Below are 19,959 nucleotides of genomic sequence, written 5' to 3' on the forward strand. Positions count from 1 at the left end.
AGCGCACCTGCGCGCAGATGTCGAATGCAATGCATAGGTGGCATGTCGCATCCATGCATTGCAAACATGGCACGTACGCATCACAGGACGATGCAAGCTAGCCGCATCCTGTCAGCTGCAGTCAACGCCGGGTCGGTCGCGGGCGCGGCGCCCTCGCCGCGTGCAGGCCACGCCGTCACTCCGGCCCTGGAGGCTCGATGGCGGCATCATGCCTCCACATGGTCCCGCAAGTGGCAAAGACACCGCACCACACCGTTGGTCGGCGCTCATCCAAAAAGCTGTCTGTCGTGCGGTGCGCATCAGACCTGTCGCCGATGCTGCAATGATCGAACAAGGCGCATCCAGCACTGCTCTTCCCATGCACGCCGACCATCTCGACTGGTCATTGCCCGCCCATCGTCGCGGGGCCTTACGCGGCATGGGTGCGGCGTGAGAGCTGACAGGGACGTCCTTGCAGTGTGCCCTGCAATGGTGGGCGGGCAAGGGCCCTGCAGCCAGGTTGCAGATCACTCCCTGCAACGAAGGCTCAGATCATCGGCTCTGCGATGGACCGTTACCTAGGCAGCCGTTTGCACTGCACAGCCAACCTGCGCAATCCCAGCATAGCCAACCTGCAAAATCCGGCAAACCGCTCAATCCTCGCCGATATCTTCGTTCCATACCTGCGGGTTGGCGGAGATATAGCCACCGAGCAGATCGATGCATTCCTGGCTCTGCAGATCGATCACGTTGACGCCGTGCTCGCGCAACCACGCGATGCCGCCCTGGAAGGTGACCGATTCGCCGACCACCACCGTGCCGATGTTGAACTGGCGCACCAGCCCGCTGCAGTACCAGCATGGCGCCAGCGTGGTGACCATGATGGTGTCCTTGTAGCGGCGCTGGCGGCCGGCCTTGCGAAACGCGTCGGTCTCGCCGTGGACCGAGGGGTCGTTTTCCTGCACGCGGCGGTTATGGCCGCAGCCAAGCAGGCGCCCGTCGTTGTGATACAGCGCCGCGCCGATCGGGATGCCGCCTTCGGCCAGGCCCTGGCGGGCCTCGGCAATGGCGGTGTCCAGCAATGCGCGGTAGTCGGGGGTGGTGATCATGCGAACTCCTGAGGGGCCGCGCCGGCAGGGCGCAGCATGTCGAGATGGGGAATGCCATCTTCCAGGTACTGCGCGGATGCAGGTGCAAACCCGTGCGCCGCGTAGAACGATTGCAGGTGCGCCTGCGCGCCGATCTGGATCGCGTGACCCGGCCACTGCGTGTGCACCAACCGGATGCCTTCGCGCAACAGCGCATGCGCAAGTCCAGTGCCACGAAATCCTGCGGCAACGACCACCCGGCCGATGCTCGGTTCGGAATAACTCAAGCCTGGCGGTAGCACGCGCAGGTAGGCCGCCAACGCGGCGTCATTGGCGGTGCCCAGCACATGCAGCACGGCCGGATCGGTATCTTTGCCATCCAGTTCCGGATAGGCGCATTGCTGCTCCACCACAAACACATCCGTGCGCAGCCGCAGTAGCGCATACAGCTGCGTGGTGCTCAGTTGCGCAAACCGCAGGTGCTGCCAGTGCAGGGGAGGAAGGGGCATGGTGGGCATCGTTGCATCATAGCGGCTGTGCCGCGCTTGAGCTGCCGAGTCGTGCACGTGTGGGCGTGCTGGCCGACGTCTCGCTGGCGGTATTGCCCACGCTCGGATAGAGGTTGATGCCTAGTCGACTGCGCTGTCGGTATCGACGGCCACCACCACCGACATGCCTGGCCGCAGCCGCGGCGCCAACGGCTGGTCCGCATCGACGCTGATGCGCAGCGGAATGCGCTGGGCAATCTTGACGAAGTTGCCGGTCGCGTTGTCGGCTGGCAGTACGCTGAATTCGGAGCCGGCGGCCGGCGAAATCTCCTGCACGCGGCCATGCAGACGCGCATTGTCCAGCGCGTCCACGGTGAAGCTGGCGCGCTGGCCGATCCGGATCCTGGCCATCTGGGTTTCCTTGAAATTGGCCACGATCCATAGCGTGTCCGGCACCAGCGACATCAGCTGCGTACCGTTGGTGACGTAGGCGCCCTGGCGCACGCCAAGCTGACCGAGCTGGCCATCGCGCGGGGCCAGGATGCGCGTGTTGTCCAGGTTGATCTGGGCCAGCTGCACGGCGGCCTGTGCATTGGCAACCGCCGCTTCCAACGCGGCGCGGTTGACAGTGACGCTGCGGGCGTTTTCTTCGGCGGCCTGCACGGCGGCACGTGCCTGCGCCACGCCGGCATCGGCTTGCGCACGCGCGGCAAATGCGGTGTCGCGGTCCTGCTCGGAGACCAGTTGCTGGCTGGCCAGCTGCTGCGTCCGCGCATAGGCCGAATGGGTGCGCTCGCGTTGTGCCTGGTTGCTGCTCAGCGCGGCGCGTTGCTCGGCGATCGTCGCTTCGGCGCTATGGCGTTGTTGATCCCAGTTGGCGAGATTGGCCTGCGCGGTCTGCACCTGCGCCTTGGCTTGTTCGAGTTGCTGCGCATAGATGCGGTCGTCGATGCGTGCCAGCAACTGGCCGCGTTTGACGTGCGCAAAGTCCTGCACCGGTACCTGCGTGACATAGCCGCTCACCTGCGGCGCAATCACGGTGATCTGCCCATGCACCATCGCATTTTCGGTGCGTTCGATCGCACTGACGAACGGCGGCAGGCGCCAGGCATAGAGCACCAGCGCCACGCCGATCAGGGCAAGCCCGCCGAAGCCGACGACCCCGGCAAGACGGCGACGCCGACGACGTTGCGGGTCGGCAGGCAGGGAGGAATCTGCTGGTGTATTCATGTACGCGCAGTGGGAGTAGGAGGAGGGGGCGATACCGATGGGCGCAGATAGCGGCGCCACACCAGCACGGATAGGATCCACACGCCGGTGGCGATGGCGATGCAGCCGATCAACAGGAATACGTCGTTGTACGCCAGCACATTGGCTTCGCGCGTGGCCACCGTGCCCAGCGTGCGCACGCCCTGGGCCTGACGCAGCGCCGGGTCGCCGATGCTGCGGCCATACAGGCTTGCGTAGGCCTGCACGCGCGCGGCGACCTGCGGGTCGGTCAGCACCAGATGGTCCACCAACTGGCTGGAATGGTATTTCTCGCGCACCACCTGCACGGTGCCGAGCAGGGCGCTGCCGAGCAGGCCGCCCATGTTCTGCGCCATGCCGAACAGCACGATGAAACTGATCAGGTTGCGCGGCTGCGCGATCACCCGGCCGATGCCGGCCACCATCGCCGGACCGATGAAGAACGTGCTGCCGAAGGCGAGCAGGAATTGGCTCGCATACATCTGTTCGGGGCGGGTGAGGCTGGTGGCATCGGCATCCATGAAGCAGCCCACGCAAATGGCGGCCACGGCGATGATCAGATGTTCGGCAACCCGCGCCGGGTTGATCAGCCACGCGCTGGCCGCCACGCCTACCACCGCGCCCAGCAGCATCAGCGCAAACAGGGTCTGCAGTTGCGTGTTGGCCAGGCCCAGCGTCTGGAAGAAGCCGATGGCGCCGGTGCTTTGTTCGGACAGCACCAGCCGGATCAACAGGATCGCCAGCCCCAGCCGCAGCATGTCCGCACTGGCCAGCCAGCGCGTGTTGATCATCGGATTGCGGCGGTTGTGTTCGATCCAGGCCGCCGTGCACAGCAGCACGATGGACGCGGCCAGCACCACGCCCAGCCACGGGGTACTGGTCCACCACAGCAGGCGCCCGAGCGACAGCACCGCGGCCAGGCCGGCGGCGCCGGCGGCGAACAGGCTGAAGGTGAGGAAATCCAGCGGCTCGAACACGCGATACCGGTCGCTCGGCGGTAACTTGAGCGCCAGCACGCAGGCCAGCGCAAACACCGCCAACCCGCACTCGAACAGGTACAGGCCTTGCCACTCGCCAAATTCCAGCAGGTCGGTGGAAAACACCCGCGCCAGCGGTAACGCCAGCTGGGTCATGCCCAGGCCCAGCACCACGGCCTTGAGCCGATATTTCGGTGGAAATGCCTGGATCACGTAATACAGGCCCAGCGAGCTGAGCGCGGCGCCCACCAAGCCATGCGCGGCGCGCACGGTGATCGCCGAGCTCAGGCTGTGCACGAACAGATGCGCGAAGGCGATGAGCGCGTACAGCGCCAGGAAGATTTCGGTGAACCGGCGCAGCCCGAACTGCTGGCGGAACTTCACCAGCAGCAGGTTGGCCGACATGTTGGTCATCACATAGGCCGCCGGCAGCCACGCCATTTCGGTGGCGTAGGCGCCCAAGGTGCCTTGCAGATAGGTCAGGTTGGCAGTGACCAGGGCATTGCTCAGCCCTCCGGTAAGCGCCACCACCACACCCACCAGCCCATACTGGATACGCCGCCGGATAGGGTGCAGGGGGGTGGAGGCCGACCCCGGCAGGGTGGGCCGCTCGTGGGGCTGCCAGTCGCGCTGGACGTACTTGTCGCGCACTGAATGCTCGCAGGGCCGGTCGCAGATGAAAACGCGATTGTGGTCCGGTTGCGGTCATGGTGGCGTCAGCAGTGCGATAATCCGCCCATGAGCGAATCCCCCTATACCTCCGGTACCACCCATTTCGGCTTTCGCGATGTCGCTGCCAAGGACAAGCAGAAGCTGGTCGGCGAAGTGTTCACCTCGGTCGCGCGTAACTACGACCTGATGAACGATCTGATGAGCCTGGGCGTGCACCGCGCCTGGAAACGCTACTTCGTGGCGACCGCGCAGGTGAAGCCAGGCGACCGCGTGCTGGACCTGGCCGGCGGCACCGGCGACATCGCCGTGCTGCTCAAGGAGCGCGTGGGCAACGAAGGCGCGGTGGTGCTGGGCGACATCAATGCCGGCATGCTGTCGGTGGGCCGCGACCGGCTGACCAACCGCGGGCTGGTGTCCGGTTTCGACTACGTGCAATGCAACGCCGAAGCACTGCCGTTCCCGGACCAGAGTTTCGATCTGGTGACCATTTCCTTCGGCCTGCGCAACGTCACCGACAAGGACGCCGCCTTGCGCGAGATGTACCGCGTACTCAAGGTCGGCGGCCAGGCGCGCGTGCTGGAATTTTCCGAAGTCACCGCCGAGTGGTTCAAGCCGATCTACGACTTCCACTCGTTCAAGATCCTGCCCAGGCTGGGCCAGCTGTTCGCGCGCGATGCCGATAGCTATCAGTACCTGGCCGAAAGCATCCGCAAGCATCCGCCGCAGGAATCGCTCAAGGGCATGATGGGCGAGGCCGGGTTTGCGCGTTGCCATTTCAAGAACCTGACCGGCGGCATCGTCGCCATCCACTCCGGCTACAAGATCTAGGCAGGTCGTTTCAGCCTGATGGGCGTCGGCGCGCAGAGCGTGCGCTGGCGCTCGCCCCCCGCGTGCACGGGATCGCTTGTTGCGGGGAAGCGGTGTCTCACATGTGTAGGCCAGCGAAGTTCTGAGAACTCCGTCGCGTTGGCTCCACACGCTCTCGGCGACACTAAACGCTCTTTTGCCGGAGTGTTGGATGCGCTTGTACGCCGGGCTCTCGCGCGTGTTTCCCCGCTCCTTCAGCGCCAAACTGCTGGCGGTGACCTTCCTGGGCATCCATCTGCCGTTGCTGCTGTTGATCGCCTGGTTGGCATCGCAGAGCGAACTGGACGGGCGCCCGCTGTGGTCGGTGGTCATCGTGGCATTGCTGGCCACGCTGGCTGGCACGGCATTGACCTTGGTCGCGCTGTATCGGCTGCTGGCACCGCTGCGCATCGCCGCCGATGCGCTGGATTCGTATTACGCCGATCAACGCCTGCCCACGCTTCCGGAACAGGGTGACGATGAATTGGGCCGGCTGTTGCGCGGCATCAACCGCAGCCTGCGCGGTATCGATTCCGGCATGCGCGATCTCAAGAAACACGCCTTGTTCGACCCGTTGACCGAAGCGCTGAACCGGCGCGGCTGCGAACAGGCGATGCGCGATTCGGTGATCGCCTCCCAGCGCGAAGGCTGGCCGTTCGTGCTGGACATGGACAACCTCAAGCAGATCAACGACCGTTTCGGCCACCTGGCTGGCGACCGCGTGCTGGTGCGCCTGGTGAACTCGGCCTACGGCTGGTTGGGCGCGCAGGACTGGGTCGGGCGCTGGGGCGGCGACGAATTCCTGATCGGCATCCATGCCAGCGAAGACGAAGCCACGCTCAAGCTCAACCAATGGCTCTCGATGCTCGAACGCGAGGATGCCGACGACGCGCCGCTGCATGTGAGCGCCGGCAGTGCGGTGTGCGAACAGGGGCTGGATGCCACCGAACTGTATCGCCGCGCCGATGCGGCGATGTACCGCGCCAAGTTCTCCGGTGGCCGGCGTCTGGTGCGCGACGGGCACGACGCCCCGCGCGGCCATCCGGTGACCTGACCTGGGCAAGCCGATTGCGGCAGCGCGTGGCAGGCCGTCGCGCGCATGGCCACCGATGGCACGGGCAGGCTGCGGCACGGGGCGCTAAAATGCCCAATTCTCCTTGCTGCGGTGCCGTCGATGCGCTTCCCGTTCCTGTCGCTGTCCCTGGCCGTGTCCATCGCGCTGGCCGGTTGTTCCAATGACTCCACGCCGTCGGCATCCCCCACCGCGCCGGCCGCCACTGCCAAGGCTCCCGTGAAAGCAGACGCCCGCAACCACGACGAAAGTTCCTACGCCCAGCCGCAGATGGTGGTCATCAAGGACCTGGCGCTGGACCTGAAGCTGGATTTCGATGCCAAGCAGATTGGCGGCACCGCCACCTACACGCTGGAGTGGAAGGACAAGGCCGCCAAGCAACTGGTGCTGGACACGCGCGAGCTGAGCATCGCCCAGGTGCAGGCCGACGATGGCAAGGGCGGCCTGTCGCCGCTGCAGTTCGCCCTGGCGCCGGCCGACAAGACCTTCGGCAGCAAACTCACCATCGAAACGCCGAATCAGCCGGGCAAGGTGGTGATCACCTATCACACCGCGCCGACCGCCTCGGGCCTGCAGTGGCTGGAGCCGTCGATGACCGAAGGCAAACAACTGCCTTTCATGTTCAGCCAGTCGCAGGCGATTCATGCGCGCAGCTGGGTGCCGTTGCAGGACACCCCGAGCGTGCGCTTCACCTATAGCGCGCATGTCACCTCGCGCCCGGACGTAATGGTGCTGATGAGCGCCGACAACGACCCCAAGGCGGCACGCGACGGCGATTACAGCTTCAAGATGCCCGAGCCGATTCCGTCCTACCTGCTGGCCATTGCCGCCGGCGATGTGGTGTTCAAGCCGATTTCCGCGCGCTCGGGCGTGTGGGCCGAGCCAGCCATGGCCGACAAGGCCGCCAAGGAATTCGAAGACACCGAAAAGATGATCGGTGCCGCCGAAAAACTCTATGGCCCGTATCGCTGGGGCCGTTACGACATGCTGGTGCTGCCGCCGTCGTTCCCGTTCGGTGGCATGGAAAATCCGCGCCTGACCTTCGCCACGCCCACCGTGATCGTCGGCGACAAGTCGTTGGTGTCGTTGGTCGCGCACGAACTGGCGCATAGCTGGTCCGGCAACCTGGTGACCAATGCCAGCTGGAAGGACATCTGGCTCAACGAAGGGTTCACCACCTACGTGCAGGGCCGCATCACCGAAGCGCTGTACGGCAACGAGATGGCCGAGATGGAGCGCGAGATCGACCAGGGCGATCTGCTGGCCGAAGTCAAAGACATGCCGCCGGCCGACCAGGTACTGGAGTTGCCGCCGCTGGCCCAGCGCGACCCTGACGAAGCATTGAGCCAGGTCGCCTACGTCAAGGGCGCGTGGTTCCTGCAGTTCCTGGAGCAGCGCTTCGGCCGCGAGGCCTTCGACCCGTTCCTGCGCGGCTGGTTCGACGATCACGCCTTCCAGAGCGCCACCACCGACCAGTTCGTCGATTACCTCAAGAAAAATCTGCTGGACAAGCATCCCAACACGGTGAGCGCAGCCGAGGTGGATGCATGGCTGAAGCAGCCGGGCATTCCGGCCTTCGCCGCCAAGGCACGCTCGCGCAGCTTCTCGATCGTGGATACCGCACGCATTGCCTGGAGCGGCAGCGGCACCTTGCCGAACAAGCAGGTCACCGGCGAGTGGGGCACCCAGGAATGGGTGCACTTCCTCAGCGGCATGGGCGCCACGCTCAAGCCCGAGCAGCTCAAGCAGCTGGACGATGCGTACCACTTCACCGGCACGCCGAATGGCGAGATCGCGATGCGCTGGTATCCGCTGGCCATTCGCAGCGGCTACACCGACGCGCGCGCTGCCGCGGGCGAGTTCATCGAGCGCGTCGGCCGTCGCAAGCTGGTGCTGCCGATCTACGCAGAACTGTTGAAGACGCCCGACGGCATCGCGTTCGCCGAACAGGCTTTCGAAAAGGCCAAGCCCAGCTACCACCCGATCACCACCGCATCGGTGGCCGAGATGATCGCCAAGGCGAAGGCGGCGATGCCTGCTGCGGCTCCTGCACCCGCAACCGCACCTGCAGAAAAACCGGCGCCGACGCAGCAGTAGTTCGTCGCGCAACGCAGCGTCGTCAGTTCGGCAGTACGTGCAACACACCGGGAGCCTTGTGCTCCCGGTGTGTTGTCCGAGGACCCGGCGCGAACGTCGGCCGTCGTGCATGCAGCCTGCAACGCCGGGCTGCTATCGTTGCGGTGGTGTCCCACGCCTTTCGGAGTCGACGATGAAGTATCTGCTGAGCGCGGCCTTGTGCGTCGCCGCCTTGAGTGCCTGCACCGACCGCGAGGCGCAACGTCAGGCGCAGGCCACCGCGCAGGCGCAGGCCAAGGAAACCCAGGCCGATGCGCTCGCCAAGCAATACGACGAAGCGGTCAAGGCACAGAACTGGGACATGGCACGTGCGCACGGTGCGGCCTTGATCGAAGGCTACGCCGGCACTGCGGCTGCCACGCGCATCGAACCCGGCTATGCCGATATCAAGGCCAAGGGCGAGCAGGCGCGCGAGCTGCGCCGCATGCAGGCGTTGTGGCAATACTCGCAGGTGCCGGCCAAGGGCGGCACGCAGCGCTCGGCGATGATCGATGCCAAGGAGCGCGTGGATGTGGACGGCAGCGGGCCCAAGCCGGTCAGCCTGGTGTTTCGCGATCATCCGCAGTGGAAGCGCCACAGCTACCTCGTGCTCAAGGCCGGCGATTTCAATTGCTACGGTGGCTGCAAGGTGCAGGTGGCCGCCGATGGCGGAGCACCGCGTGCCATGGCGGCGCACCGCCCGGATACCGACGAAGCCATCGCCATGTTCATCGACGATGACAAAGCGTTGTGGAAGCTCGTGCGCAACGCCAAGCGCATCAGCATCACCTTCCCGGTCAAGGCCGGCGGTACGCGCACCGCAGAGTTCGAGGTCGGCGGCCTGGACACCACGCAGATGCCCGGGTGGAAGTAGGTCGGCTCGCGGTGACATCCTGGCGTCCACCGAACGTGTGTGCGAACCGGTGCAACATGACCGGGTTTGATCGACTGTGCAGTACCCCGATGTGATGGCGCTGCAGCGTATCGGCACTGCGCGTTCGGCGCGGTCAGCGAAGCTGGTGCGCATTCGTTCGGTGGCAAGGGCGAGCGCGCGTTGGAGTGTCCGCGCAAGCACATGCCGACCGCGCGCTACACGCACCGGCTTGGCGGTGCATACAGACGCGTTGTCGAGCGCGTTGGGCGAGGTTGCCGATTGCGCACTGCAGGTTGGCCGCGCCGCCGCCCGCTGCATCGCATCGATCACTTTCATGTCTTTGCACGGATGGACAGCATGACACTCACCACGCGCGCTCCCACGTTGTCCGACTACCGCCATTGGGTCTTCGACATGGACGGCACGCTGACCGAGGCTGCGCACGATTTCGCCTTGATCCGTCGCGTGCTGGACATCCCGCCAGAGGCGGACATCCTGCACCACCTGGCCGCGCTGCCGGCCGACGAAGCAGCGGCCAAGCATGCCTGGTTGCTCGAACACGAGCGCGCGCTCGCCCAAGGCGCACGCGCCGCGCCGGGCGCAGTGGCATTGGTGCACGCGCTGCATGCGGCCGGTTGCCGGCTTGGCATGCTCACCCGCAACGCACGCGAGCTGGCAACGATCACGTTGCAGGCGATCGGTCTGGACGATGCGTTCGCCTGGGACGACATCGTCGGGCGCGACGAGGCTGCCCCGAAACCTGCGCCCGACGGGCTGCACTATTTCGCGCGGCGCTGGTCGGTGCAGGGCAGCGCGCTGGTCATGGTCGGCGATCACCACAATGACCTGGCCTGCGGCCGTGCCGTCGGTGCGTGCACTGTGCTGGTCAATACACCCGGCGACCCCTGGCCCGGTTTCGCCGACTGGCGCCTGCGCGACTGCACGCAGTTGCTCGCGCAATTGGATAGCTAGGAGCTAGGAGCGCGTTGCGCCTGTGCAACGCGGGTAATGCGCACACAGCGGGCATGGGAACGGTTGAATCGCTGCCGACACCATGACGCGTCTTTAAAGGGTGCTCGTCGTATCCGCATCCGCCTTTCGGTTACCCATCTTCTGGCGAAAGAAGACATGCGTGGCCACACCGCGCGATGTGGCCTGCATCGCGCACTGCCCTGCATCAGTGGTGCCACGATTCGAGCTGGTGACATGCTCGAGGTTACCGCGACGACATTCTCGACCGCCTGCACCACCTGTGTCACAGCACGTTCGGCGCAAACTGTGCCAAAACCGTGACAACGCGAAGTGCTCAGCTCGCCGTCATTACTCCCAACCCTTGCTGACTCGACGTGGTGCGGCGCACCAGTTGGCTGGCATGCCGTTTGCTCACGTCTCTCCCGACGTTTCCTGCGTCCGCATCGTAACGGCGGTGAAAGTGGCTGCGTTGCGGGATGTTTCAACCGACTGGTTGTTCAAACGAGAGGGGTAGACGCACATGCACCAATCTTCCTGTCGCAGCGTACCCAGCGCTGCGCTGCTCATGCTTGCGCTGAGCGCCGTTTTGTCTGGCTGCAAGAAAGAAACGCCGACCGAAACTGCAGCGCCGGTAACTGCTGCAGCACCTGCCACCGCGCCCGCCGCTGCACCTGCCGCCACGGTCGACACCGATAGCGAGTTCACCGCCACTGCCAGCAATGCGGACAACTGGGGCGGCGTGGGACGCGACTTCGCACTCACCCGGCATAGCCCGCTGGCCGAGATCAATCGCGACAACGTCAAGAACCTGAAGATGTCGTGGGAGATGAAAACCGACGCCACGCGCGGCCACGAAGGCCAGCCGCTGGTGATCGGCAGCATCATGTACATGGTCAGTGCGTATCCCAACAACGTGTTCGCCATCGATCTGGCCGCGCAGGACGACGGCGGCAAGGTGTTGTGGAAATACACTCCGCAACAGGACGAGCGGTCGGTGGCGGTGGCGTGCTGCGATACGGTCAATCGCGGCGCCTCGTATGCCGACGGCAAGCTGGTGTTCGGCAGCCTCAGCGGCGATGTGATTGCACTCGATGCCAAGACCGGCAAGGAAGTGTGGAAGCAAAAACTCGCGCATCCGGACAAGGGCGAAACCATCACCATGGCGCCGATCATCGCCGACGGCAAGGTGGTTGCCGGCATCAGCGGCAACGAGTTCGGCGTGCTCGGTCGCGTGGCCGCCTATAACCTTGCCGATGGCAAGCAGGCATGGTCCTGCGATGCGGCCGGTACCGACAAGGCGATCTGCCTGGGCCCGGATTTCAACAAGGCCAATCCGCAGCATGGCCAGCTCGGCGATCTGGGCGTCAAGACCTTTCCCAACGAAGAGTGGAAGCGCGGCGGCGGTGCAGCGTGGGGCTGGTACAGCTACGACCCGAAGTTGAAGCTGGTGTACTACGGCACCGGCAATCCGGGCCTGTGGAGCCCGTCGTACCGTTGCGGCAAGACCTCGCAGGAGGAATGCAACAACGGCGAGCATGACAACAAATGGTCGATGACCTTGTTCGCCCGCAAGATCGATACCGGCGAGGCGGTGTGGGGCTACCAGAAGACTCCGTTCGACCAGTGGGATTACGACGGCATCAACGAGCCGATCCTGGTGGACCTGAGCATCGACGGCAAGCAGGTTCCCTCGGTGGTGCAGTTCGACCGTAACGGCTTTGCCTACGTGCTCGATCGGCGCGATGGCACGCTGCTGCGCGCGCACAAGTTCGTGCCGGCCAACTGGGCCGAACGCATCGACATGAAGACCGGTCGCCCGGTCAAGGTGGCCGCGCATTCGCCGCTGGAACGCGGCAAGAAAGTGCAGGCCTTCCCCTCGGCGATGGGCGGCAAGGACCAGCAGCCGTGTTCGGTGGATCCGGCCAATGCGGCGGTGTTCTTCTGCGGCACCAATAACTGGCACATGGAGCTGGAACCGCAGGAGCGCGGCAACACCATGATGGGTCTGCCGTACGTGTTCGCCAACGTGATGATGAAGCCGAACGAGCCGGGGGCGCTGGGCATCGTCAAGGCGTTCGACGTGGTGGAAGGCAAGTCCAAGTGGGAGATCAAGGAGAAGTACCCGGTGTGGAGCGGCACCCTGGTCACCGACGGCGGGTTGGTGTTCTACGGCACGCTGGACGGCTGGTTCCGCGCCGTGGACAAGGACACCGGCAAGAAGCTGTGGGAGACCAAGTTGCCGTCCGGCGTCATCGGTAATCCCATCGCCTACAAGGCCAACGGTCATCAGTACGTGGCGGTGTTCTCCGGTATCGGCGGGTGGATCGGCTTGCCGGTCACGGCGGGCCTGGATCCGTCCGATCCGTATGGCGCGCTGGGTGCGGCGGGGCTGGCGTTCGGTGCGGGCTTCGACAAGATTCCGCTCGGCGGCATGGTCCACAGCTTCCGCATCGATGGCGCCGGCAAGACCGTGACCGCCACTGCCACTGCCACTGCGGCCGCAGGCGGCGGTACCGCCAATGCAGCAGCGAAGACGGCACGATGACCTGCATGCAAGGCGTTGGACGCGCACCTCGGCCGCTTGCTGCCGGCGTGCGCGGCATCACCCGGCACCTGCAGCAGGTGCTGGTGCTGTGCAGCCTCGGACTCGTCGCCGCAGGCTGCACACGCGAGCCGTCTTCACCGACGGCTCGCGCTTCTCATTCGGATGCGGTGCCCGCTGCGGCGCCGGCACCAACCACCTCGCCGGCAACAGCGCCGGCCGCGGCCTCTGCGCCGCCGCCAGCACCGGACCCGCATGTGCTGCGCGTCTGCGCAGACCCGGGCAACATGCCGTTGTCCAACAAGGCCGGCGAGGGCTTCCAGAACAAGATTGCGCAGGTCGTGGCCGATGCCATGGGCCGGCGCCTGGAATACGAGTGGCGCACCTATTACCAGCGCGGGCTGGCACGCAGCACGATCAACGCGGGCCGTTGCGAGGTGCTGATGGACCTCAACAGCGATTTCGAGCAAGGGCTGACCACACGTCCGCTCTATCGCTCTACCTATGTATTGGTCACACGCAAAGGCCTGAATGTGCGGCCAGCGTCGCTGGACGACCAGGCGTTGAAAAAGCTGCGACTGGGCGTGTTCCAGAGCTCGCCTGCGCGTCAGGCGCTGTACGAGCATGGCATCAGCGGTGAGGTGCAATACCTGTTCTACGATTCGGCCACCGCGCCGGAAGAACACCCCGGCAAGCTGGTCGAACGGGTCGCTGCCAACCAGCTGGATGCGGCCGAATCCTGGGGCCCTGTGGCCGGGTATTACGCACAGCGCAACAGTCTGGGAATGGTGCCCTTGAACACCATCGACGATGCGGTGCTGGAGTATTCGATGGCCTGGGCGGTGTCGCGCAAGAACGCAGACCTGCGCGATGCGTTGAACACGGCGCTGCAGCAGAGCGCGGCAAAGATCGACGAGATTCTGCGCAGGTATCACGTGCCGCTGGTGCGCTGCAGCGACTGCGTGGTGGCCGGCGATCTGGCATCGCACGGGCCGTATGTCACACCGGCACCGGCATCCACTGCCCCCAGCCCGGCGGCCTCGTCGCAAGAGTTGGCGCAGCTGCAATTGCGCATCGCCGAGGGTGCAGACCCGAACCAGGAACTTTCGCATGCACTGGATGCGGGTGACGCGGTGCGTGCGGCATGGCTGCTGCGCCATGGCGCCGATGCCAATCACGCGAACCTACTCGGGGAACCGCCGTTGCACCAGGCTATCCGCAACCAGGAGCCGGATCTGGTCGGCCTGCTGCTGGATGCCGGCGCACGCCTGGAGGCGCGCGACGCCAGCGGCTGGACCGCGCTGATGAAAGCTGCCTGGGCCAACGATGCCGGCAGTGTCGGCAGGTTGCTGGCCAAGCGCGCGCCGGTGGACACCGTATCCAGCGACGGCTGGAGCGCGCTGGAGCTTGCGGTGTCCTATGCCGACGTGGGCGTGGTGCAGGCGCTGCTGGACAAGGGCGCCAATGTGCGGCGCGCCAATCCCACCGGATTCACGCCGGTGATGTTTGCGGTGGCACGTGACGACCCGGCCATTCTGGAGGCCGTGCTGGCGCGTGGCGCCGAGGTCAACCACGCCAATCAAGCCGGCGTCACGGCGCTGATGCTGGCTGCCGCGGCCGGGCGCGAAGCAGTTGCCAAGCGCCTGCTGGCCGCAGGTGCCGACCCGTCTGCACGCAACCGCGAAGGCAAGACCGCTGCGGACCTGGCGCAGGCACGTGGCGACACCGCACTGGCCAGGCGACTCGCCGAGGCCCGGCGCCCGGCGCCCAAATGATTGCGTCACCCGTCGCGTGCACCCGGATGCGCGGCGTTCCCTCCGATCAAAAAGGTTCGTTCATGCGCACGTCCATCCAACGTTATCTCGATCGTTCCGCCCGCGCACCGCTGTGCGCTTTGATGCTCAGCGTGGTGCTGGCGGGATGCGGCAAGGACGCACCGCCGGCACCGGCCGCCGCTGCGCCGCCACCGCCACCGCCGGCCGCCAGCGCACCAGCGCCTGCGCCAGTGGCCGGCAGCGCAGCGCCTGCGTCCTCACCCGCTGCTGCGATGCCAAACCTTGCAGCCGGACCTGCGCCGGATCCGGCCACGCCGGCCACGCCGCCCGCCACGATCGTGCCGATTCCCAAGGGGCCCGAGGTCAAGGTCACGCCCGAACTGGTCGCCGAAGGCAAGAAGATCTATTTCTCGGCCGGCTGCAATGCCTGTCACGGCGGGACCGGCGGCGGTGGCATGTGCCCGCCGTTGACCAACGACATCTGGGTGTACGGCAGCGACGACGACACCCTGCGTACGCTGATCAATGAAGGCACCGCGGCCATGATCACCCACGGCAAGACCCGCGTCGGGCACGAAAAAGTCGTCGGGCAGATGCCGCCGTTCGCACCGGTGCTCAAGCCCGGCGATACCGAAAAATTGCTGGCCTTCATCCACTCGATCAATAAGACCGCGGGCAAGGCGCAATGAGGCCAGTGTGCGCTCCCTGGCCGCGCGGGTTGGCAGCAGCGCTGCTGGGCATGCTGTTGTTGGCCGGCTGCCAGCGCGACGCTGCCATGCCGGCCTCCACCGCCGCACCCGCGACGACGGGCAACGCGACACCGGCGCCGGCAACGCCGCCGGTGTTTGCGTATGTGCCCAATCAACGCAGCGGCACCGTCTCGGTGATCGATACGCACACCGATACCGTGGTGCGTACGCTCAGCGCGCAGGGCCAGCTCGGCAAGCGCTTGCAGCAGCTATTGCCCGGCCCGCAGGGGCATCTGTACCTGATCGATGCCGAGCATCACCGGTTGGTCGAACTGGATGTCGCAAAAGATGCGGTGTTGCGCAGCGTGGACATCGGCGAGAACGCCGAAGGCATCGCGTTGTCGCCGGACGGTAGGCAGTTCGCGGTCTGCGTGGAAGGCCAGAATCAGGTGACGCTGATTGATGCGGCGCACTTCATCGTGCAGCAGGTGATCGCCACGCGCGGGCAGGCGCCGGAGCATTGTGCCTACACCCCGGATGGCAAGTGGTTGCTCACCAGCAATGAAGGTTCCAACGACATGGACCTGATTGAGCTGGCCACGCATCGATCACGCGGCGTGGTGGCCACCAGCGGCCATCCGCGCGGCATGGCGTTCGCACCCGACGGGCGCAGCGTGTACATCGCCCAGGAAACCGCCAACGTGGTGGACGTGATCGACCTGCAGACACGTCGACGTCGCGCCAGTCTGCCGGCCGGCGTGCGCACCGCCGGCGTCGCGCTGTCGGCCGACGGCACGCGGCTGTATGCCTCCAATGGCGGCGCCGGCACGGTCAGCGTGATCGATCTCAATACCGCACGCAGCCTGGCCGAGATTCCGGTTGGTCAGCGCCCGTGGAATCCGGCGCTGACCCCGGCCGGCGACAAGCTCTACGTCGCCAACGGGCGTTCCAACAGCGTGAGCGTGATCGACACCGCCAGCTTGCGCGAACTCAAACAGATCCCCGTCGGCGAGCTGCCGTGGGGCGTGATCATCGCGCGCTGAGCGGCCGGCAGGCCGACGCGCGTCAGGGAGGCCGGATGAAGACACGCGCTGCGGTGGCCTGGGGTCCGCACCAGCCGTTGACCATCGAAGAGGTGGACCTGCAGCCGCCGCGTCCCGGCGAGGTGCTGGTGCGTCTGGTCGCCACCGGCATTTGCCATGGCGACGCGCATGCGTTGGCGCATGGCCCTGCCGGCAGCTTTCCGGCGATCCTGGGGCAGGAGGGCGCCGGCGTTGTCGAAGACGTCGGAATCGGCGTGACCGGCGTGCGGCCCGGCGATCATGTGATTCCGCTGTACATGCCCGAATGCGGCGTGTGCAAGTTCTGCCGGTCCGGCCGTACCAATCTGTGCCAGGCGATTCGCAGCAGCCAGGAACGTGGGCTGATGCCCGACGGCAGCAGCCGGTTCTCGTTGCGCGGACGGCCGATCCTGCATCACATGGGCACCAGCACGTTTTCCGAACACACGGTGTTGCCGGAGATTGCAGTCGCACGCATCCATCCGGATGCGCCGTTGGAGCAGGCCTGCCTGCTCGGCTGCACGGTCACCACCGGCGTGGGTGCGGTGCTCAACAGCACGCATGTGCGGCCGGGCGATTGCGTGGCGGTGTTCGGGCTGGGCGGCATCGGATTGTCGGTGATACAGGGTGCACTGCTGGCGCAGGCCGGCCGCATCATCGCGGTGGATATCGACCCTTCGAAATTCGCGCTGGCACGCACGCTGGGCGCCACCGATTGCCTGGATCCGCGCGACTACGGTGCGCCGATCCAGCAGGTGATCGTGGACCTGACCGATGGCGGCGCCGACCACAGTTTCGAGTGCGTCGGCGATGTCGGTGCGATGCGGGCGGCGTTGGAGTGCTGCCACAAGGGCTGGGGCGAGAGCGTCATTCTGGGCGTGGCCGACGACACGCAGGAAATCAGCACGCGCCCGCTCCAACTGGTCACCGGGCGGGTGTGGCGCGGCAGCGCCTTTGGTGGCGTCAAGGGCCGCAGCGAGTTGCCCGGTTATGTCGAACGCTATCTGCACGGCGACATCCAACTGGCGCCGTTGATCACGCGCACGCTGGCGCTGGACGACATCAACCAGGCGTTGGCGGACCTGCGTGCGGCACGCGGCATCAAATCCATCGTGGTGTATTGAAGGAGACGCACATGGCAGCAGGCAGAGGCAGGATAGCGACGTCGCACCGGCATGTACTGGCAGGCGCATGTACGGTGGCCTTGCTTGCACGCAGCGCCCTGGCCGTTGCAGCGGATGCACCGCAAGTCACCTGGTTGGACCGTATCGAGGTGACCGCCACGCCGATCCCCGGCACCACCATCGATGCGGCGCAACTGCCGTACATGGTGCAGTCGGCAAGCAACGCCGCGCTTTCGCGTGGACGCAGCAACAACCTGAGCGATCTGCTGCAGCGCCGCTTCGTCGGCGTGGACGGCAACGACGTGCAGGGCAGCGCGTTCCAGAACGATCTCACCTTTCATGGCTTTCGTGCCTCGGCGCTGCCGGGTGCTTCGCAAGGGGTGTCGGTGTATCTGGATGGCGTGCGCTTGAACGAACCGTTCGCCGATATCGTCAGCTGGGACATGCTGCCCGAAGCGGCGATCAGCACCGTGACGCTGATGCCCGGCTCCAACCCGTTGTTCGGGCCGAACACGCTGGGCGGGGCGGTGGTGCTGTCTACCGCGTCCGGGCTGACCGCGCCCGGATTACAGGGGGAAGCGAGCATCGGCAGCGGCGCGCGCAAGCGGCTGGATGCCAGTTACGGCGTCGCCAGCGCCACCGGCTGGCACGGCTTTGTTGCGGTGACCGGCTTCGATGAAAACGGCTGGCGGGCGGCCTCCGAAGGCCGGCTTGGCAGCGTGTTCGGCAAGGTCGGTAAGCAAGGCGAGCAAACCGATTGGAGCCTGTCGTTGCTGCACGGGCGCAGCCGTTTGATCGGCAATGGTCTGCTGCCGGATACACGCTACACCGACGAAGGTCCGGAGCAGGGCCTGTACCGCGCCGATCGGCGTTCGGTGTACACCTCGCCGGATCTCACTCGCAATCGCAACACGTTATTGACCGCGCAGCTGGATCATCGTTTCGACGAAGACACCGCAGTGCACGCCCTCGCTTACTCGCGCGCCGGGCGCCGCGACACCGTCAATGGCGATATCGGCCAGGACTACGAGGAATTCGTCGAAGAGTGCGCCTCCGGTTACGCGGCCGATGGCAGCGCACTGGATGCCGATTGCGATGTTTCTCGCACCGATGCCGAGACGCTGCACACCGGCGCGCTCAACACCACCCAGATGCGTCAGCAAGCACAAGGCGTTGCGCTCAATCTGAGCAGGCAATGGGGCGCGCATGCGCTCACCGCTGGCGTCACCTTCGATCGTGGCCATGTGCGTTATCGGCAATTCGCCCGCGATGGCTGGGTGCAGCCCGACCGCTCGGTCGTTGCAGATCCCGCGACCGACCGTGCGTTCTTTTCCGGCGTGCGCGGCAGTACGCAGACATTGGGCGTGTTCCTCGCCGACACCTGGGCGCTGGACGATGCCACTCATCTCACCGCCGCAGTGCGCTGGAATCATGTGGTGGTGGACAACATTCTTTCCACCGCCGACGACGGCGACCGCCCACGCGAGCGTTTCGTTTATGCCAAAGCCAACCCGTCGCTGGGTCTGACCCATCGGCTCGCGTCGGCGGTGACGCTCTACGGCTCGGTCGCGCAGAACAGCCGTGCGCCCACCGCCATCGAATTGGGCTGCGCCGATCCCACCCAGCCGTGTCGGTTGCCGACCGGTCTGCAGGCCGACCCACGCCTGGAGCAGATCATCTCGCGCACCTACGAACTGGGCGCGCGCTGGACGCCATCGGCCGATCGCAATGCCACGCTATCGGTCTACCGCGCCGACAATCGCGACGACATTCTGTTCTTGCGCGCACCGGACACGCAGTTGGGTTACTTCGACAATGTCGGCCGCACGCGTTATCAGGGCGTGGATGCGGCGCTGCATCTGCGCAGCGGGGATTGGCAGTGGTCGGCCGGCTACAGCTACCTGGATGCCACTTACCGCAGCGATGGCCAATTGCTGTCCGGCGAGCGTGTGATCGCGCTGCGGCCGGGACTGCGGATCGCCGCGCTACCGCGGCACAACCTCAAGCTCGGCATGGAGTGGCAACGCGATGCGCTGACGCTGGGCGTGGGCGTGCGTGCGGTCTCCGGGCGGGTGGCCAGCGGCAACGAAGATGGCCAGGTCGACAATGCCGAAGAAGGCGAGGCCGCGCCCGAGCGTCTCGACATCGGCACCGCCGGCTATGCCCTGGTCGACCTGCAGGCGCGCTGGACCATCAACGCACGGGTGTCGCTGTTCGCCCGGATCGACAACCTCTTCGACCGCCATTACGCCACCTATGCCGCGGTGGCCGAAGACGTGTTCCCCGACGGCGAACTCGCACGCCCGCAGGATGCGCCAGTGGAAACCGGCCCGGCCCGGTTTCTCGCACCGGGGGTGCCCCGGCAGTACCTCATCGGCCTGCGCTGGGCGCTTTGAAGCGGGAAATCGGGAATGGGGAATCGGGAATCGGGAATCGG

At 65.8% G+C, this 19,959-nt stretch carries 15 protein-coding genes; 11 read left to right on the forward strand and 4 right to left on the reverse strand.

Annotated features, from left to right (window positions below; genetic code table 11):
* Positions 1–632 precede the first annotated feature (632 nt).
* The 4 genes from ACCQ03_RS03680 to ACCQ03_RS03695 form a co-directional block, all read right to left on the reverse strand.
* Positions 633–1,088, reverse strand: a complete 456-nt coding sequence (locus ACCQ03_RS03680; protein WP_017158520.1) for a nucleoside deaminase — start codon at positions 1,086–1,088, stop codon at positions 633–635.
* Positions 1,085–1,585, reverse strand: a complete 501-nt coding sequence (locus ACCQ03_RS03685) for a GNAT family N-acetyltransferase (RefSeq protein WP_057677618.1) — start codon at positions 1,583–1,585, stop codon at positions 1,085–1,087. Before ACCQ03_RS03685 ends, ACCQ03_RS03680 begins: the two co-directional genes overlap by 4 nt.
* Positions 1,586–1,696: 111 nt before the next feature.
* Entirely contained in the window at positions 1,697–2,785 is a 1,089-nt protein-coding gene (locus ACCQ03_RS03690) for an HlyD family secretion protein (RefSeq protein ID WP_057687030.1), read from the reverse strand.
* A complete protein-coding gene (locus ACCQ03_RS03695; RefSeq protein WP_057687029.1) occupies positions 2,782–4,431 on the reverse strand; it encodes an MFS transporter in 1,650 nt (549 codons plus the stop codon). The genes ACCQ03_RS03690 and ACCQ03_RS03695 overlap by 4 nt, the downstream gene beginning before the upstream one ends.
* A gap of 87 nt (positions 4,432–4,518) precedes the next feature.
* Here ACCQ03_RS03695 and ubiE point away from each other — a divergent pair, with 87 nt between their 5' ends.
* From ubiE to ACCQ03_RS03750, 11 genes are all read left to right on the forward strand, one after another.
* Positions 4,519–5,280 (forward strand): bifunctional demethylmenaquinone methyltransferase/2-methoxy-6-polyprenyl-1,4-benzoquinol methylase UbiE, encoded by a 762-nt coding sequence (ubiE, locus tag ACCQ03_RS03700; RefSeq protein ID WP_017155416.1) that lies wholly within the window; start codon positions 4,519–4,521, stop codon positions 5,278–5,280.
* A 190-nt stretch (positions 5,281–5,470) separates the two neighbouring features.
* Entirely contained in the window at positions 5,471–6,352 is an 882-nt protein-coding gene (locus tag ACCQ03_RS03705) for a GGDEF domain-containing protein (RefSeq protein WP_209225765.1), read from the forward strand.
* A 120-nt stretch (positions 6,353–6,472) separates the two neighbouring features.
* Entirely contained in the window at positions 6,473–8,467 is a 1,995-nt protein-coding gene (locus ACCQ03_RS03710; RefSeq protein ID WP_057679446.1) for a M1 family metallopeptidase, read from the forward strand.
* Between the two features lie 172 nt (positions 8,468–8,639).
* Entirely contained in the window at positions 8,640–9,359 is a 720-nt protein-coding gene (locus ACCQ03_RS03715; protein ID WP_057679445.1) for a hypothetical protein, read from the forward strand.
* A gap of 348 nt (positions 9,360–9,707) precedes the next feature.
* Positions 9,708–10,331, forward strand: coding sequence for an HAD family hydrolase (locus ACCQ03_RS03720; protein ID WP_057679450.1), 624 nt, complete (start codon positions 9,708–9,710; stop codon positions 10,329–10,331).
* A gap of 520 nt (positions 10,332–10,851) precedes the next feature.
* Entirely contained in the window at positions 10,852–12,876 is a 2,025-nt protein-coding gene (locus tag ACCQ03_RS03725; protein ID WP_342343551.1) for a methanol/ethanol family PQQ-dependent dehydrogenase, read from the forward strand.
* Positions 12,873–14,648 carry a quinoprotein dehydrogenase-associated putative ABC transporter substrate-binding protein gene (locus tag ACCQ03_RS03730; protein WP_209225762.1) on the forward strand — a complete coding sequence of 592 codons (1,776 nt, stop codon included), beginning with the start codon at positions 12,873–12,875 and terminating at the stop codon, positions 14,646–14,648. Before ACCQ03_RS03725 ends, ACCQ03_RS03730 begins: the two co-directional genes overlap by 4 nt.
* A gap of 26 nt (positions 14,649–14,674) precedes the next feature.
* Positions 14,675–15,337, forward strand: coding sequence for a c-type cytochrome (locus tag ACCQ03_RS03735; RefSeq protein WP_057679449.1), 663 nt, complete (start codon positions 14,675–14,677; stop codon positions 15,335–15,337).
* Complete coding sequence (locus ACCQ03_RS03740) at positions 15,334–16,380, forward strand: beta-propeller fold lactonase family protein (protein ID WP_057679443.1); 1,047 nt, start codon at positions 15,334–15,336, stop codon at positions 16,378–16,380. Before ACCQ03_RS03735 ends, ACCQ03_RS03740 begins: the two co-directional genes overlap by 4 nt.
* Positions 16,381–16,415: 35 nt before the next feature.
* The gene (locus ACCQ03_RS03745; protein ID WP_057679448.1) at positions 16,416–17,522 is read left to right on the forward strand and encodes an S-(hydroxymethyl)glutathione dehydrogenase/class III alcohol dehydrogenase; all 1,107 of its coding nucleotides are present in this window, start codon (positions 16,416–16,418) and stop codon (positions 17,520–17,522) included.
* An 11-nt stretch (positions 17,523–17,533) separates the two neighbouring features.
* The gene (locus tag ACCQ03_RS03750) at positions 17,534–19,918 is read left to right on the forward strand and encodes a TonB-dependent receptor (RefSeq protein WP_209225760.1); all 2,385 of its coding nucleotides are present in this window, start codon (positions 17,534–17,536) and stop codon (positions 19,916–19,918) included.
* Positions 19,919–19,959: the final 41 nt, after the last annotated feature.

Source organism: Xanthomonas sp. NCPPB 3569 (assembly GCF_041475645.2).
Lineage (GTDB): Bacteria > Pseudomonadota > Gammaproteobacteria > Xanthomonadales > Xanthomonadaceae > Xanthomonas > Xanthomonas phaseoli.

Excerpts from the sequence above, each read along its gene's own strand:
- ACCQ03_RS03680 (WP_017158520.1), bottom strand. The coding sequence starts at position 1,088 with ATGATCACCACCCCCGACTACCGCGCATTGCTGGACACCGCCATTGCC.
- ACCQ03_RS03685 (WP_057677618.1), bottom strand. The coding sequence starts at position 1,585 with ATGCCCACCATGCCCCTTCCTCCCCTGCACTGGCAGCACCTGCGGTTT.
- ACCQ03_RS03690 (WP_057687030.1), bottom strand. The coding sequence starts at position 2,785 with ATGAATACACCAGCAGATTCCTCCCTGCCTGCCGACCCGCAACGTCGT.
- ubiE (WP_017155416.1), top strand. The coding sequence starts at position 4,519 with ATGAGCGAATCCCCCTATACCTCCGGTACCACCCATTTCGGCTTTCGC.
- ACCQ03_RS03705 (WP_209225765.1), top strand. The coding sequence starts at position 5,471 with ATGCGCTTGTACGCCGGGCTCTCGCGCGTGTTTCCCCGCTCCTTCAGC.
- ACCQ03_RS03710 (WP_057679446.1), top strand. The coding sequence starts at position 6,473 with ATGCGCTTCCCGTTCCTGTCGCTGTCCCTGGCCGTGTCCATCGCGCTG.
- ACCQ03_RS03715 (WP_057679445.1), top strand. The coding sequence starts at position 8,640 with ATGAAGTATCTGCTGAGCGCGGCCTTGTGCGTCGCCGCCTTGAGTGCC.
- ACCQ03_RS03720 (WP_057679450.1), top strand. The coding sequence starts at position 9,708 with ATGGACAGCATGACACTCACCACGCGCGCTCCCACGTTGTCCGACTAC.
- ACCQ03_RS03725 (WP_342343551.1), top strand. The coding sequence starts at position 10,852 with ATGCACCAATCTTCCTGTCGCAGCGTACCCAGCGCTGCGCTGCTCATG.
- ACCQ03_RS03730 (WP_209225762.1), top strand. The coding sequence starts at position 12,873 with ATGACCTGCATGCAAGGCGTTGGACGCGCACCTCGGCCGCTTGCTGCC.
- ACCQ03_RS03735 (WP_057679449.1), top strand. The coding sequence starts at position 14,675 with ATGCGCGGCGTTCCCTCCGATCAAAAAGGTTCGTTCATGCGCACGTCC.
- ACCQ03_RS03740 (WP_057679443.1), top strand. The coding sequence starts at position 15,334 with ATGAGGCCAGTGTGCGCTCCCTGGCCGCGCGGGTTGGCAGCAGCGCTG.
- ACCQ03_RS03745 (WP_057679448.1), top strand. The coding sequence starts at position 16,416 with ATGAAGACACGCGCTGCGGTGGCCTGGGGTCCGCACCAGCCGTTGACC.
- ACCQ03_RS03750 (WP_209225760.1), top strand. The coding sequence starts at position 17,534 with ATGGCAGCAGGCAGAGGCAGGATAGCGACGTCGCACCGGCATGTACTG.